Here is a 14,969-nt window from a genome sequence, read left to right as displayed (position 1 = left end):
TCATTCCACCTAATCACGACTTAATCAATCGAGATTATAGAGTCATTAACCGCCGGCTTGCCCCAGGGCCTGTTCCAGGTCGGCGATGATGTCGTCGATATGCTCGATGCCGATGGACAGGCGGACATAGCCCTCGCTGACGCCGGTGGCGAACTGCTCCTCCATGGACAATTGCGAGTGCGTCGTGCTGGCGGGGTGGATCGCCAGGCTGCGCGCATCGCCGATGTTGGCGACGTGGTAGAGCAGCTTGAGGCTGTCGATGAAGCGCCGGCCCGCCTCGCGGCCGCCCTGCAGCTCGAAACCGACCAGGCCGCCATAGCCGCCCCTGAGATAGGCGTCGGCGCACCGGCGCTCGTTCCCCTGCTGGAGGCCGGGGTAGATCACCTTGGTCACGTTGGGATGCTTGGACAGGTACTCGGCGACGGAGGCCGCGTTCCGGCTGTGCTCGCGGATGCGGAGCGGCAGCGTCTCCAGCCCCTGGAGGATCTGGAAGGCGTTGAACGGGCTGAGCGCGCAGCCGAGGTCGCGCAGCAGGGTGGTGCGCGCCTTGATGATGTAGGCGACGGGGCCGATCCCCTTGACCGCCTCGACCCAGACGGCGCCGTGGTAGCTGGGATCCGGCTGGTTCAGCAGCGGCTGGCGTTCCGGGTCGGCGGCCCAGTCGAAGCTGCCGCTGTCCACGATCATGCCGCCGATCGAGGTGCCGTGGCCGCCGATATATTTGGTGGTGGAATAGACGATGACCGCGGCGCCGTGGTCGAAGGGACGGGCCAGGATCGGGGCGGCGGTATTGTCCACGATCAGCGGGATTCCCAATGGCCGGCCGATGTCGGCGACCTCGCGGATCGGGAACACGGTCAGCTTGGGATTGGGCAGCGTCTCGGCGTAATAGGCGCGGGTGCGGTCGTCGGTGGCGCGGCGGAAATTCTCCGGGTCCGCCGGATCGACGAACCGGACCTCGATGCCCTGCTGCTTCAGGGTATTGGCGAACAGGTTCCAGGTCCCGCCGTACAGGTTGGTCGAACTGACGATGTTGTCGCCCGCCTGCGCCAGGTTCTGCACCGCCAGGGCCGAGGCCGCCTGGCCCGAACTGACCGCCAGTGCCGCCACGCCGCCCTCCAGGGCCGCGATGCGCTTCTCCAGCACGTCGGTCGTGGGGTTCATGATGCGGGTGTAGATGTTGCCCAGTTCCTTCAGGGCGAACAGGTTGGCGGCGTGCTCGGTGTGCTCGAACTGGTACGACGTGGTCTGGTAGATCGGCACGGCGACGGCGCCGGTCGCCGGGTCGGACCGGTATCCGGCATGCAGCACCAGGGTTTCCGGGTGCGGGGCGCCGGGGTTCGGGGAATCGGGGGTGTTGCCGGTGGCGCTCATGGCTTGCGGTTCCTCTCTTCTGGCCTGCCCACGGGATCCTTGGTCCCCGGTGGGTCATGGAGGCCCAAGCTACAGGAGCGCCGGCCGGCTGGGTATCTTATTTGTGAATTGAACCTATTCAGCAGGTACGTTGTGTATTTTCTCTTCCGGGATCGCCGGAGCGATGCCGGCCAACTCCTCCCGGGCGTGGCGGATGATCTGGGCGGCGCCCCAGACCGCCAGCGTCGCCATGATGGCGGCCACGGCGATGTCGGGCCAGCCGGTGCCGGTGCCGAACACGCCCAGGGCCGCGGCCATGACGGCCAGGTTGGCGATGGCGTCGTTCCGCGAGCAGATCCAGACGGAGCGTCGGTTGCTGTCGCCCTCGCGGTGGAAATAGAGCAGCAGCGCGCAGGCGATGTTGGCCGCCAGCGCCAGCGCCCCGATGGCCCCCATGATCCCGGCTTCCGGGACGGTCTGGTTGAGGGCGTTCCAGGCGGTCTGGAACGCAACCAGCAGCCCGACCGCTCCCAGCGAAACGCCCTTCAGCAGGGCCGCACGGGCGCGCCACCGGAGCGCCATGCCGAGCACCAGCAGCGAGATCGCGTAGTTCGCCGCGTCGGCTAGGAAATCGACCGAATCGGCGAGCAGCGAGACCGAATCGGCCGCGGCGCTCGCCGCCAGCTCGGTCAGGAACATCCCGGCATTGATCGCCAAGGCTGTCCAAAGGATGCGGCGATAGGTCTTGTCCACTGGAGGCTTGGTGGAGGAGCATCCGCCGTTGCAGCAACCGGCAGCCATGGCAATCCTCTTCATTGGGTGTAACGACTTTTCTATCGGCTGTGACGATCGACATTGCGTCAGGACCGGAAGACCTTATTTTCCGTTCCTATGTCGGCCGTCGCGGCGCGGTCCGGTCATGATGTCGTCGCGCTTGGGAGCAACGGGTCCATGAGTGAAGTACAGTTTGCAGTACCGGAATTCGCAGCACCAGGGGATGAAGCGGCTTCACGGCCGACCTCGCGCGCCAGCGACATGGTCTGGGGACTTCTGCGCGCCGACGCGGTCCGCATCTCCTCGGAGGAGGAGATCCTGCGCGGCTTCATCCATGGCGCGGTCCTGTTCCACGACGATTATGCTAGCGCGCTGGGAGCGCTGCTCGCCCACAAGCTGGGCGACCGCAACATGCCGTCCGAGCGGCTGGAGCGGCTGGCGCACGAGGCCCTGTCGGAAGACCCGGACATCGTCGAGGCCGGCGCCGCCGACCTGATCGCGATCCTGGAGCGCGACCCGGCCGCCGACAGCTATCTGACGCCGTTCCTCTACTTCAAGGGCTTCCACGCGCTCCAGTGGCACCGGATCGGCCATTGGCTGTGGACCCACGGGCGCCACAGCCTCGCCCATTTCCTGCAGAGCCGGGTATCGGAGGTGTTCGCGATCGACATCCATCCGGCGGTGCCGGTCGGCCGCGGCGTCTTCATCGACCACGGCACCGGCTTGGTCGTCGGCGAGACGGCGGAGATCGGCAACAACGTCTCGATCCTCCAGGAGGTGACCCTGGGCGGCACCGGCAAGGAGCACGGCGACCGGCACCCGAAGGTGCGCGACGGCGTCCTGCTGTCGGCCGGCGCCAAGGTCCTGGGCAACATCGTGATCGGCCGGGGCGCCAAGGTCGGCGCCGGCAGCGTGGTGCTGAAGGAGGTCCCGGAGTGCGCCACGGTGGTCGGCGTGCCGGCCAAGGTCGTTGGCTGGTGCAGCGGCCCGGCGGCGGCCCTGGCGATGGACCAGAGCCTGCCGGAACCCGATTACAGCATTTAGCGCTCCGGTCATCGTCCGTTCCGCTTCGGCGTCCAGCCCCGCAGGGTCAGCGCGTTGGCGACGACGCTGACGGAGCTGAGCGCCATGGCGCCGCCGGCGAGGATCGGGCTGAGATAGCCCAGCGCCGCCAGCGGGATGCCGACGACATTGTAGGCGAAGGCCCAGAACAGCCCCTGCCGGATCTTGGCGTAGGTCCGCCTGGACACGTCGAGCGAACCCGCCACCAGGGCGGGGTCGCCGCGCATCAGCGTGACGCCCGCTGTGTGCATGGCGACGTCGGTGCCGGTCGCCATGGCGATGCCGACATCGGCCGAGGCCAGGGCCGGCGCGTCGTTGATGCCGTCGCCGACCATGGCGACGGTCTTCCCCTCCGCCTTCAGCCGGGCCACCACGTCGGCCTTGTCGCCGGGCAGCACCTCGGCGAAGACCCGGTCGATCCCCAGCTCCCGCGCCACGGCGCCGGCGGCGCCCGCGCTGTCGCCGGTGACCATCACCGCCTCGATCCCGCGGGCATGCAGCGCCGCGACGGCCTCCCGGGCGCCCGCCTTGACCGTGTCGCCGAACGCCACCAGCCCCAGCACGCGGGATTCCGGCGCCGCCTCGGCCAGCCAGGACACCGTGCGGCCGGACGCTTCCAGGGTGTCCGCCATCTCAGCCAGCGATCCCGGCGCAATCCCTGTCTCGGCCAGCAACCGCCGGGTGCCGAGCAGCAGGGAGCGGCCTTCGACCCGGCCCGAGACGCCGCGCCCGGCGAGCGCCTTGAAGCCGGTCGCCGGCACGGCCGCGGCGCCCTCCGCGTCGGCGAGGTCGCGCACGGCGCGGGCCAGCGGATGCTCGCTGCCCTGCTGGAGCGAGGCGGCCAGCCGCAGCACGTCGCCGCGGCCAAAGCCGGCTGACGGGATCAGGTCGGTCACCCGCGGCTTGCCCTCGGTCAGGGTGCCGGTCTTGTCGAAGGCGACGGTGGTGACCGCATGGGCGCGTTCCAGCGCCTCGGCGTCCTTGATCAGGATGCCGTGGCGCGCGGCGGAGCCGGTGCCGACCATGATCGCCGTCGGGGTGGCGAGGCCGAGCGCGCAGGGGCAGGCGATCACCAGCACCGACACGGCGGTCAGGATCGCCGCCTCCAGGTCGCCGCCGAGCGTCCACCACGCGGCGAAGGTCGCGGCGGCGATCACCAGCACGACCGGCACGAAGACGGCGCTGACCCGGTCCACCGTCCGCTGGATCGGCGCCTTCGACGCCTGGGCGCCTTCGACCATGCGGACGATGCGGGCGAGCATGGTTTCCGATCCGACCGCCGTGGTCTCCACCGCCAGCATGCCGTCAACGTTGATCGACCCGCCCGTGACCGCCGAGCCCGGCGCCTTTTCCACCGGCAGGCTCTCGCCGGTCAGCATGCTTTCGTCGACCGAGCCCTCGCCGTCCCGCACCCTTCCGTCCACCGGGATGCGCTCGCCGGGGCGGACCACCACGATGTCGCCGACCCGGACCCGCTCGACCGCCACTTCCCGCTCGACGCCGTCGCGGCGCACCCGGGCGGTGTCGGGCCGCAGGTCCATCAGCGCCCGGATCGCCGCGGCGGTCTGGCCCTTGGCCCGGCTCTCCAGCCACTTGCCCAGCAGGATGAAGGTGATCAGCACGGCCGACGCCTCGTAATAGAGGTGCGGCGCGTGGCCGCCGTGGCCCGTCGGTCCCGGAGCCGCCAGGTACTGGTCAAGCAGCAGATAGGTGCTCAGCCCCCAGGCGGCCGAGGTGCCGATGGCGACCAGAAGGTCCATGTTCCCGGCGCCCGCGCGGACCGCCTTGTAGGCCGCCACATAAAACCGCCAGCCCAGCCAGAACTGCACGGGCGTCGCCAGCGCAAGCTGCAGCCAGCCCGGCGGCATGACGTCCAGCCCGGCCAGGTCGCCGACCATCCCGATGACCAGGGGGAGCGACAGGGCCGCGGCGATCAGCACCCGCGTCAGGTCGTGCCGGGACCGGTCGCGCGCCTCGTCCGCCGCCTTCCGGCCGGCGCCCGGTTCCTCGGCGGCGATCGGGGCGGCCCGGAAGCCGGTGCGGTCCACCGCGGCGACAAGGGTTTCCCCGTCGAGGCCGCTGCCGACCACGTGCGCCCGCTCGGTCGCCAGGTTGACCGACGCCTCGGTGACGCCCGGTACCCGGCGCAATGCCTTCTCGACCCGGCCCACGCACGACGCGCAGGTCATGCCCTCGATCGACAGGTCGAATTCGGCCTGCGCGGCGTCGGGTACGGTGTCGGTTCGGGTGGCGGCGTAAGCCATGGCTGACCTCTCGGCTTTTCTGTAACCCCATATGGATGGGGCTTCCAGTCGTGGGAAGGTCAAGGGCTTTTTGCCGCGGCCGCGGTCCGATGGCGCCTTCTTCCTTCTCGGCCACGGATGACGGCGATGGAAACAGATTGGCGCCGGCATGCCGGCGTGGATCCCTGCCACCGGTCTCCATCTGTCGCCGAGTTGTCTTTAATCTCTCGTAAAAAGTTCTTTGTCACAGTAGGGGCGCAACACAAGAGGGCGTCACCGTGGGCTTTTCTTCGATCAGGCATATTCCCGTCTATGTCGTGACAGACATCACGAAACCCGTTGCTGCGTGCTCGATGGCGAAAGCGCGTATCCTGATCGAGAAGCATGGCGCGAAACTTCAGTCGGTCAACGGGCGGTCCGGAGTTATTGTCAATTCGGCCGATATTCTCATGACCCATCTCGGCCCTCTTCTCCAGTTCCTCTCTCCCCAGGAAGCCACGCAGCCGGAAGCGGCCACCGCCGACCTCCCACCCGCTCCCTGCCACCGGCCGATGAACGACAGGGAAGTGGCGGAACAACTGATCCGGGCGGCGAGCCTGACGGCTCCCGCCCAGGGCGCGCTGGACGACAAGGCGGTCGTGGAGATCCGCGAGATCCGGCAAAGGCTGTCCGACGCCATCCCCGGCATGACCTTCCCCCGCCCGACCGCCGGCCCCCTGGCGAGCAAGCTCAACCAGCTGCTCCTGATCTTCAGTCAGGCGCAGGCCGACCGGAAGCTGGACGACATCGACGTGATCAGGCAGGTGCAGGCCCTGACCTGGTAGGAGCGTCCACGGGATCGGCGATGCCCGTTCCGACATGGTCCACCGGGTGCCGGAGTGCCGGGCCGGGGGAAGCCGGTGGCGGAAGTCCCTCCGTCGCGGTTGACGTCATTGACCCTCCCGATTTGCGTAGATACATTATTCGGATGAAGATCGAGTTCGATCCGGACAAGCGCGCCGTGACCCTTACCGAACGGGGACTCGACATGGCCGATGCCGGGGAGGTCTTCGACAGTCCGACCCTGACGGTTGCCGATGATCGGAAGGATTATGGCGAGCCCCGGTTCATCAGCATCGGCAGGCTCGGTGGCCGCATGGTGGTGATCGTATGGACCCCGCGCGGTCCGGCGCGCCGGGTTATCAGCATGAGGAAAGCCAATGAACGGGAGCAGGAACTCTACGGACCCGACCTGGAGTGATCCGGACGATGCGCCGGACCTTTCCACACCGGAATGGCGGGAGAAGTTCGCAAAAGCCCGGCGCGGTCGCCCTCCTGTCAAGGACAGACCGAAGGTCGCCACGAACCTGCGCCTCGATGCGGATGTAGTCGAGCGGCTCAGACAGGATGGACCGGGTTGGCAGACGCGGGCCAATGATCTTCTGAGAAACGCGCTTGGCCTTTGACTTTGCGGATGAGCCGCGGTGTTTCAAGCGGGCACGGCGCCGACCGGTCACTGATCGTGGTGCGCACCGCCTTGCCGCGCATTGCCCCCTTCAGACCCATGAGCCTCATCAGCCGGGCCACCGTGCAACGCGCCACGTCAATTCCCTCCCGCTGTAGCTGCCGCCAGACCTTCCTGACCCCGTAGACCTGGAAGTTCTCATCCCAGATCCGCCGGATAGCCCCGCTCAGCTCCGCATCGCTTCGCCAGCGGGCCGGAGCCTTGGACGGGTCGGTCCGCCGGGCGGCATGAGCGCGGTAGGTCGACGGGGCGATCGGCAGCACTTTGCAGATCGGCTCGACCCCGTGGACGGCGCGCTGCTCGTCGATGAAGGCGATCATTTCCTGAACGGGCGGTCGAGCTCCGCCTGGGCAAAATACGCCGATGCCTTGCGAAGGATCTCGTTCGCCTGGCGCAGTTCCCGGACCTCGCGCTCCAGCGCCTTGATCCGCTCCTGCTCGTCCGTCGTCGGGCCGGGCCGTTTCCCCTGGTCGCGCTCGGCCTGCCGGACCCAGCCCCGCAGCGTCTCCGCCGTGCAGCCGATCTTCGCCGCGATCGAGCTGATCGCCGCCCACTGCGACGCATGCTCGCCTTCGTGATCGAACACCATCCGCACCGCGCGTTCGCGGACTTCAGGGGCGTATTTGGGTGATGCCTGTTTCGTCATGATGACCCCAGTCTCTCAAGAAATGGGGCCTCCGGTAAACCCGGTGCGGTTCAGTTCAGGTGCCGCTTAGGATTTTCGCGGCGATGGCGGAGGGAGCGTCCGCCTAACTGCTGTTCCTCGATGTCCGTGAACGTCTCAAAAACCCTACCTATCTCAATCTGTTGACGCCGAAATGTCTCTCCTTGTTCGCCAATAACCCCTGCAATCCGCCATACTTGGATGGTACAAAGGATGGGACAGGGTTCCGAACATGTTCCAGAGATGACAGGGCGAAGCAAGTATGGCACGTACGATGGGGCGGCTGACGGCGATGGCGGTGGCGCGGGCGACGAAGCCGGGCATGTATGCTGATGGCGGGGGACTGTACCTCCGGGTCGGGCCGAACGGCGCGAAGTCATGGGTATTTCGCTTCCGGATCGACGGCAAGCGCCGCGACATGGGGCTCGGGCCGCTTCATGCCGTTACCCTGGCCGTCGCGCGCGAAAAGGCGGCTGCCTGCCGGTCTGACCGGTTCGACGGGCGCGACCCACTGGAAAGCCGTCAGGCCAGCAAGCTGGCCGAGAAGCTGGCTGCTTCAAAGGCCATGACCTTCCGGCAATGTGCCGCCGGCTACATCGATGCCCATCGATCGGGATGGAAGAACGAGAAGCATGCCGCCCAATGGGGCTCGACCCTGGAGGCTTATGCTTACCCGGTCTTCGGCGACCTGCCCGTTCAGGCGATCGATACCGAGCTGGTGATGAAGGCGCTGGAGCCGATCTGGAGGACAAAGACCGAGACTGCAAGCCGGCTACGTGGCCGTGTAGAGGCGGTGCTGGACTGGGCCACCGTGCGGGAGTTCCGGCGGGGCGACAATCCGGCCCGCTGGCGCGGCCACCTGGATCACCTCCTCCCATTGCGCGCCAAGGTCCAGAAGGTCCAGCACCATCCGGCGCTGCCCTATACCGAGGTCGGCGCCTTCATGACGTCCTTGCGGTCCCAGCCGGGCCATACAGCGCGGGCGCTGGAGTTCCTGATCCTGACGGCCGGGAGGACCGGCGAGGTGATCGGCGCGCGGTGGAGCGAAATCGATCTGGCGGAGGGCGTATGGATCGTTCCAGCAAGTAGGATGAAGGCCGGCAGGGAGCACCGGGTTCCCCTCTCGGCGCCCGCGATCAAGCTGATCCGGGAGCAACAGGCTGCAGCGGAGCTGGTTCAGGGGCAACTGGACGGGTTCGTGTTCCCCGGCGGGCGCCCCGGCAAGGGGCTGTCGAACATGGCTCTCCTGAAGCTGCTGGAGCGCATGAAGCGGGATGACCTGACCGCCCATGGTTTCCGCTCGACGTTCCGGGATTGGGCGGCCGAACAGACGCATTTCCCGCGTTACGTCGCGGAAATGGCCCTGGCGCATACCGTTTCGGACAAGGTGGAGGCCGCATACCGGCGGGGTGACCTGTTCGGCAAGCGGCGAAAGCTGATGGAAGCGTGGGCGACGTACTGCGGAACCATGCCGGCGACGAAGGGCGAAGTCGTTTAACTGAACCAGGGTCGAAAGGGAACAAGATCATGAATGCGTTACCCACCTGTCGGCCCCTCGGGAGGGTCTGCGCGTTGGCCTTAACGGAGGAACCATACCCCCTGCCGCCGAACCTGGCCGACCTGGCGGCCGACCCCGGTGAACTGATCGCTTCGTGCCAGAACTGCCATCACAATGCCTTCCTGCCGATGGACTTGGTGCTTGCCCGCCACGGCCCGACGACACCGTTTCCGAAGGTAAAGGGCAGGTTCCGCTGTTCGGCGTGCGGCTCCAGGCAGGTCGATGTCCGGCCGAACTGGTCGAAGCACTCGCCCGGCCAGATCACCCGCCACACCGACCATCCTGCCCGGCGCGACTGATGGCTTGATGACGAGTAGGGGAAGCACGGATGCTCGACGACCCCTGCATCGACGTTCATGGGTCCCATCCAGGCCGCCGGCGAACCTGATCGGGGCGACACCGTCCTGCCGGCCGCTGAACAAACAATATGGAAAAGGTGCTATTCGAGGCTGTCACCATCCATGATTTGCAACCACGCCTGCAGGTGGTCGCCGTGATCCGCTATTGCTGCTCCACCAGATCAGTCGGGGAGGGTCTTCTCAGGACCAACAAGATCGAGCCGCAGCCATTGGAGGCCAATACCGAGCTGGCGCGCGTCGGCCGACATACCGAGCGACGCTGGCGACGCTGCGGTGGGCACTCGAAAATCGACCTGCAGAGGGTCGTGCAGCCCTGTTACCTCGGCTGGGATTACTGCTGTGCGTTCACCGGCCGGGCTTTTCGTAGTAAATTCCCACTTGCCGACGGGCTGCCCGTTCACGACGACCTCGACCTCTTGGCGAGGCAGCGCGTCGGCGAGAAAGCTCTGTGCCTGGACCCGCAGCCGGAGGGTACTACCCATCATACGGCCCGCTGGCAGGATGAGCCGCGCCTCCGGCGCGCTCGACCAGATGCCCCAGGGTTCCGTGGTCGACCAGCCGCCAGCCCGGTAGGGACGGCCAGTGTCATGGCCGAGCGAGAAATCGAGAACCTGGCCGGGCAGGTAGGGCGGGATGTCGGCAGGGATGGTCAGAGCGGTCTGGAGCGGGCTGTTCTGAAGCAGAGCTATGGTAACGTTACGGGGGTCACCATAGCGCCAAATCCGACTGGCACCGCAGGTCTCAACGCGGTCTGGTACGCCGTACCGAGCGTGAATAGCCTGCTCGTTCAGTTCGTCCATCAGGATGAACGAGAAACGCGGCAAAGAGCCGTCATCCTCGGTGTACCAGCTGTTGTTATTGATCCACAGCATCGGGGCGCCGGTGGGATCAACCTGGACTGCACGCACCCTGTCGTCCGAGAACAGCATCAACGGCTTTGCCTGCCAATATCCAGCAAGACCGCCGGTTCGGTCTGCGCCGTCGAAGCAGGCCAGCGTCGGTGGGACTTGGAACACGGTGTTCAGCGGCGTGCGGGTGAACCACCAAGCCGACCAGAGGGCGCAGGGCAGCCCCAGGACCATCACCGTGGCGAGGCCGCGTCGGCCACCTGTGACGCCGACGCCACCTACCCAGCCGGCCAGCAGGATTGCGAGCCACAGCGGCGGTAGGAACGCGAAAGGCAGGACATAGCGGATAGTCATCAGGTTTACGAAGACCCGTGTGCCGATCACGACGATGACAATGACAATGGACGCGGTCGCCACGAAGATCGTGAAGGGCAGCAGCTGCTGGCGTGCCAGCAGAGCAAGCGACCGGTCGCGTAATAGCATTATGGCGCCATTCAGCGCCGCGACTGTCACCACCGCGACGGCGGCCAAGACGAACGCACCTAGCATCTGCTCGGCCCCGGCATCGCGGACCAGAACCGACCAAAATGCCCATAGGGTTTCGCTGCCTGACCTGATGCTTGTCAGGTAAACGGCAGCCGCCCGGTTGACCACCCCGTTCAGGACATAGCCGGCAACCGTCAGGGCGGTAACCAAGAGGCCGATCACAATGGCCCGCCGGCGAAGCTCGCGTGCCATCGCCAGACACGCGAGCACGGCAAGTGCCGGGATGCAGAAGTAGGGGACAAAGATCAAGTCTGACAAGATCGCGGCGACTATCAGTGCCGCTAGTACCGCAGCCGACACGACGGCCATCGCGGCGGCGGGCCGAAGGACACAGGCGATCATGAGCTGGAAGGCGAACAGAGAGACAATCAAGGCACCGAAATGGTGTCCAGAGAGAAAACCGTAGATGTACCAGCGCAGTGTATAGGGACCGGCAACCGCGTAACCGCCAAACACTATGGCGGACATCATCAACCAGAAGGCGACCATGTAGGGTGCGAAGGCCGTCGTGGTCAGTTCACGGCAGACCAGCCAGCCGGCAATGAAGAACAGCCAAATCTGCAGGACCGCGTACAGAAAAATTTCCTGCCGGAAATTGCCAGTCAACCCATCGGCCGCCGCGTAGATCAGCATGTCAGGAAAGACATACGGGCTGGGCGTGAGGTTCCAGCTTGCCACCGCGCTCAGCCCAGCCGCGTCGAGATCTCTGAACAGGGCCGGTAGATAAAGCGCATCGGAGTTGAGGAATTCCGCCGACGCGCCGGGAAGCGTGACGAGTGTTGCGCAAAATGCGACGGAGATCGCGAGCGACGCCGCTCCGGCAACCAGCAACCTGACCAGAGTATGTCGCACTAAACCTATTATGATTTCAGTCACGCTTGGTCCATTGAATTTGGCTAAATCTACAATGCTTAGACAGGGTTCGAACGAGTGCACGGAGGCGCACCTGCTGTGTCGACTAATACAGGGTCCTAGCCCGGTTTAGCCAGAGGTCGCGTAACGGGTGTCGTCACTGGCACCCTATCGGATTTATGGAAACTGCCGAAGGGCGGTGCACCCCTCGCGACCCCGCACGTCCCCCGGTGCCAGCCCTGCCCGATCGAACGCCGCCACCTGCATCGCTGTCAAGCGACAGCAGGAACTGGGTTCTTCGTTCTTTTGTGTGCACAGCCTATGGAGGAATTTCAGGGTATGTTTTCACCTAAGCAGCTGCCATGACGCGGCTGCGTAGGAGATCGAAACCGGCGCGGCCATACATGGTGCGCTTGACGACTTTCAGCCGGTTGATCTGGCCCTCGACCGGACCGGTGCTCCAGGGTAGCGTCAAGGCGGCGTGGACGGCTTCGACATCCTGACGGAGGCTCCGGGCAAAGCGTTTGAAGCCGCCTTCTTCGGCGGCGCTGATCCAGCCGTCGAGCTGGCCGGCCAGCTCGACGGCTGGATCATAGTCGAGAATGCCTTCGCCAGATCGACCGCCTGGGCGATCGGCGGCGACAGCTCAAGCAGCGCCGTCGTGAACCGGCGCTCCTCCGCATCCAGCTTGTCCGGTTCGCTCATCAGCATCCGCGCGGCTTTGCGCGTCGTGGGCGGCGGTGCCGGCTTCGCCGAGGACTTGGCGGGAGAAGTCCGTTTGGCAAGCTGATCCTCCCGGCGGCGCCGGGCGGCCCATTGCTTGACGACACCGTCCTGTCCGGCGAAGCCCCGATCGCGGATCTCCCGCCATAGCCCGGCGCCGTTGCGGTATCCGGCATCCCAGCGCGTCTCCAAGTAATCCCGGAACGGGTCGAGAATGCTCCGGCCCCGGTCGGCGTGGAGCCAGGTCGGAGCCCGCCCGGCGCGCAGCCAGCGCCGGACCGTCTTGCGCTCGACGCCGAGCATTCTGGCCACCGCCTTGATCGACATCCCCTGCGCGCGCAGCCGAACCGCTTCCTCGAAGCGGGCCTCTCGCCGGCCACGCGCCTCCAGTGACCGACGTTCAGCTTTGTTGGGAGACGACATCCCGACTCCATCCGCGCCATCGGCACAATTGTCGTTGGCGACCGTCTCGACCGGAGCCGACATTGCCGCGACGCGGGCGGCTTCGGTCAGATGACGGTGATGGTGATCGAGCACTCCGCGCAGAGCATCACCGCTGTTGCGCAGGAGATGCCACCGGTCCGCAACCTGAACGGCCCGAGGCGCTCCTTGACGAGCCCCGTCGGCATAGGCGCCGGCGCGGTCGCGCACGATGATCTCGACGCCGGGGTGGCGCCGCAGCCAAGCCGCCAGGGTCACCGCCTTGCGGTCAGGCAGCAGGTCGATGACGCGGCTCCGTTCCAGATCGCACAGGATCGTGCCGTAGCTCTGGCCTTTGCGCCAAGCCCAGTCATCAACGCCGAGAACACGGACTTCCGGCGCTGGATCGGGAACCGCCTCGCGGATGCGGCGCAGCAGCGTCGTGGCGCCGACGGGGATCGCCATCGTACCCGTCATGCGCGCTCCGGCATTGCCGCCCAGCGCCAGGGCGACGGCATAGTGCAGGGCACGCAGGTGATCAGTGTGGCGAGCCCTGGGGCGGGCAATCACCGCCGGACGCTCGGCAAACGTCTGTTGGCGGCAGGCGGCGTTGACGCAGCGGAAGCGGCGGATGCGCACCAGCAGAATAAGCGGACGTCCGAAACAGGGGACATCGGCGAGACTGCGCCAGTAATGGCTGTGGATCCGCGCCGACCGGGCGCCACATGCCGGACAGGCGGCGTCCACATGGTCCAGTTGCACCCGGAGCGTCATTCGGGGGCGGTGAGGATCGATCCGATCGATGATGTGGAGGCTTGGAAAGAACTCGGAAAAGTCGAGGGTGATCAACAGAAAACAGCGTCATTGTTGAGAGTGCCATCTTCATATAAGACGGCCGGTGCACCATGGCATCAGCCCCTGCTAGTTCGCTGGCTTAAGCCGTTAATACAACTCCAGGACGTGCACACAAAAGAACGAAGAACCCAGTTTCCATGACGCCTGACAGGGCTCCCCCGCGCATGCGGGGATAGACCCGCCACGTCCTCCACCGGCACGCCCAGACGCTGGGCTCCCCCGCGCATGCGGGGATAGACCCGCCACGTCCTCCACCGGCACGCCCAGACGCTGGGCTCCCCCGCGCATGCGGGGATAGACCCGCCACGTCCTCCACCGGCACGCCCAGACGCTGGGCTCCCCCGCGCATGCGGGGATAGACCCGGCGAGATGCTGTTCGTGGATGCGCTGGATATGGCTCCCCCGCGCATGCGGGGATAGATCCGGGATAGCCGTGCTCTCGATAACGCGAGCGGGGGCTCCCCCGTGCAGGCGGGGATAGACCCTACCTGTGGCACGCGATGTGCCGCGCCCAGCCGACTCCCCCGTGCAGGCGGGGATAGACCCCGGGCAATCTGGAACTGCACGGCTCCGCGCAGGGCTCCCCCGTGCAGGCGGGGATAGACCCGCCATCTGGCAAGCCCAGCCCTACCGCCCTGAGGCTCCCCCGCGCCTGCGGGGATAGACTTGGCAGGCGGGTGAAGCGGTACTACATGCCAAAAGCTCCCCCGCGCCTGCGGGGATAGACCAATGACACGTTCGGCCCGGGGAACTGTCGAGGCGGCTCCCCCGCGCATACGGGGATAGACCTGGACGACGAGGCCAAGTTGCAGGAAATGTTCGGGCTCCCCCGCGCCTGCGGGGATGGACCCAAGACAGTTGACGAAGCCCGGAAGGCGCTCTTGGCTCCCCCGTACATGCGGGGATGGACCCAACCCTGCCATGTGCGCAATCGCATCGGTCAAGGCTCCCCCGCGCATGCGGGGACTTGTGGATGGATCAGCGGATGGGACAATCTGTGTTGGGTCGAAAAAACCCAGAATTATCAATCATTTATGCAAGGCGATGGCGGAGGGAGCGGGATTCGAACCCGCGATACCATTTCTGGTATACACACTTTCCAGGCGTGCGCCTTCAACCACTCGGCCACCCCTCCATCAAGGCCGCGGAAAATACTCAACGGCGGGGGCGGATTCAAGCACTTCGTTCACGTCGGCTCCCGGGAAAGT

At 66.2% G+C, this 14,969-nt stretch carries 10 protein-coding genes, 1 tRNA gene, 2 pseudogenes and 1 other annotated feature; of the genes and pseudogenes, 5 read left to right on the top strand and 8 right to left on the bottom strand.

What is annotated here, in order from left to right; translation table 11 throughout:
- Nucleotides 1–45: 45 nt before the first annotated feature.
- Entirely contained in the window at nt 46–1,374 is a 1,329-nt protein-coding gene (locus JL101_RS24505) for an O-acetylhomoserine aminocarboxypropyltransferase/cysteine synthase family protein (protein WP_203099627.1), read from the bottom strand.
- A 114-nt stretch (nt 1,375–1,488) separates the two neighbouring features.
- Nucleotides 1,489–2,154, bottom strand: a complete 666-nt coding sequence (locus JL101_RS24500; RefSeq protein ID WP_203099626.1) for a cation transporter — start codon at nt 2,152–2,154, stop codon at nt 1,489–1,491.
- A gap of 150 nt (nt 2,155–2,304) precedes the next feature.
- Here JL101_RS24500 and cysE point away from each other — a divergent pair, with 150 nt between their 5' ends.
- Nucleotides 2,305–3,171 carry a serine O-acetyltransferase gene (gene cysE, locus JL101_RS24495; RefSeq protein WP_323374687.1) on the top strand — a complete coding sequence of 289 codons (867 nt, stop codon included), beginning with the start codon at nt 2,305–2,307 and terminating at the stop codon, nt 3,169–3,171.
- 8 nt (nt 3,172–3,179) lie between these two features.
- Here cysE and JL101_RS24490 read toward each other — a convergent pair whose 3' ends face one another.
- Nucleotides 3,180–5,453 carry a heavy metal translocating P-type ATPase gene (locus tag JL101_RS24490; RefSeq protein ID WP_228435137.1) on the bottom strand — a complete coding sequence of 758 codons (2,274 nt, stop codon included), beginning with the start codon at nt 5,451–5,453 and terminating at the stop codon, nt 3,180–3,182.
- A gap of 428 nt (nt 5,454–5,881) precedes the next feature.
- Here JL101_RS24490 and JL101_RS24485 point away from each other — a divergent pair, with 428 nt between their 5' ends.
- From JL101_RS24485 to JL101_RS24475, 3 genes are all read left to right on the top strand, one after another.
- Nucleotides 5,882–6,256 (top strand): hypothetical protein, encoded by a 375-nt coding sequence (locus tag JL101_RS24485; RefSeq protein WP_203099624.1) that lies wholly within the window; start codon nt 5,882–5,884, stop codon nt 6,254–6,256.
- A 143-nt stretch (nt 6,257–6,399) separates the two neighbouring features.
- Nucleotides 6,400–6,672, top strand: a complete 273-nt coding sequence (locus JL101_RS24480) for a BrnT family toxin (RefSeq protein ID WP_203099623.1) — start codon at nt 6,400–6,402, stop codon at nt 6,670–6,672.
- Entirely contained in the window at nt 6,632–6,877 is a 246-nt protein-coding gene (locus JL101_RS24475) for a BrnA antitoxin family protein (protein ID WP_202684010.1), read from the top strand. The genes JL101_RS24480 and JL101_RS24475 overlap by 41 nt, the downstream gene beginning before the upstream one ends.
- Nucleotides 6,878–6,899: 22 nt before the next feature.
- Here JL101_RS24475 and JL101_RS24470 read toward each other — a convergent pair.
- Nucleotides 6,900–7,582, bottom strand: a pseudogene (locus JL101_RS24470) (IS3 family transposase); the annotation flags it as partial.
- Nucleotides 7,182–7,298 (bottom strand) — a sequence feature (AL1L pseudoknot). (Overlaps the previous pseudogene by 117 nt.)
- Nucleotides 7,583–7,892: 310 nt before the next feature.
- On the opposite strand from JL101_RS24470, the gene JL101_RS24465 reads away from it, so the two are divergent.
- Nucleotides 7,893–9,098, top strand: coding sequence for a tyrosine-type recombinase/integrase (locus JL101_RS24465; protein WP_267133538.1), 1,206 nt, complete (start codon nt 7,893–7,895; stop codon nt 9,096–9,098).
- Nucleotides 9,099–9,267: 169 nt separating this feature from the next.
- Here JL101_RS24465 and JL101_RS24460 read toward each other — a convergent pair whose 3' ends face one another.
- From JL101_RS24460 to JL101_RS24445, 4 genes and pseudogenes are all read right to left on the bottom strand, one after another.
- Nucleotides 9,268–9,516, bottom strand: a complete 249-nt coding sequence (locus JL101_RS24460; protein WP_203099621.1) for a hypothetical protein — start codon at nt 9,514–9,516, stop codon at nt 9,268–9,270.
- A gap of 162 nt (nt 9,517–9,678) precedes the next feature.
- The gene (locus JL101_RS24455; protein WP_203099620.1) at nt 9,679–11,787 is read right to left on the bottom strand and encodes a hypothetical protein; all 2,109 of its coding nucleotides are present in this window, start codon (nt 11,785–11,787) and stop codon (nt 9,679–9,681) included.
- A gap of 325 nt (nt 11,788–12,112) precedes the next feature.
- A pseudogene (locus JL101_RS24450) lies at nt 12,113–13,758 on the bottom strand (ISL3 family transposase).
- Nucleotides 13,759–14,806: 1,048 nt separating this feature from the next.
- Nucleotides 14,807–14,896 (bottom strand) — tRNA-Ser (locus JL101_RS24445).
- Nucleotides 14,897–14,969: the final 73 nt, after the last annotated feature.

Origin of the sequence: Skermanella rosea, from assembly GCF_016806835.2 — a bacterium.
Lineage (GTDB): Bacteria > Pseudomonadota > Alphaproteobacteria > Azospirillales > Azospirillaceae > Skermanella > Skermanella rosea.
The sequence above is the reverse complement of the archived record's forward strand: the minus strand, read 5'-3'. Positions and strand labels throughout refer to the sequence as shown.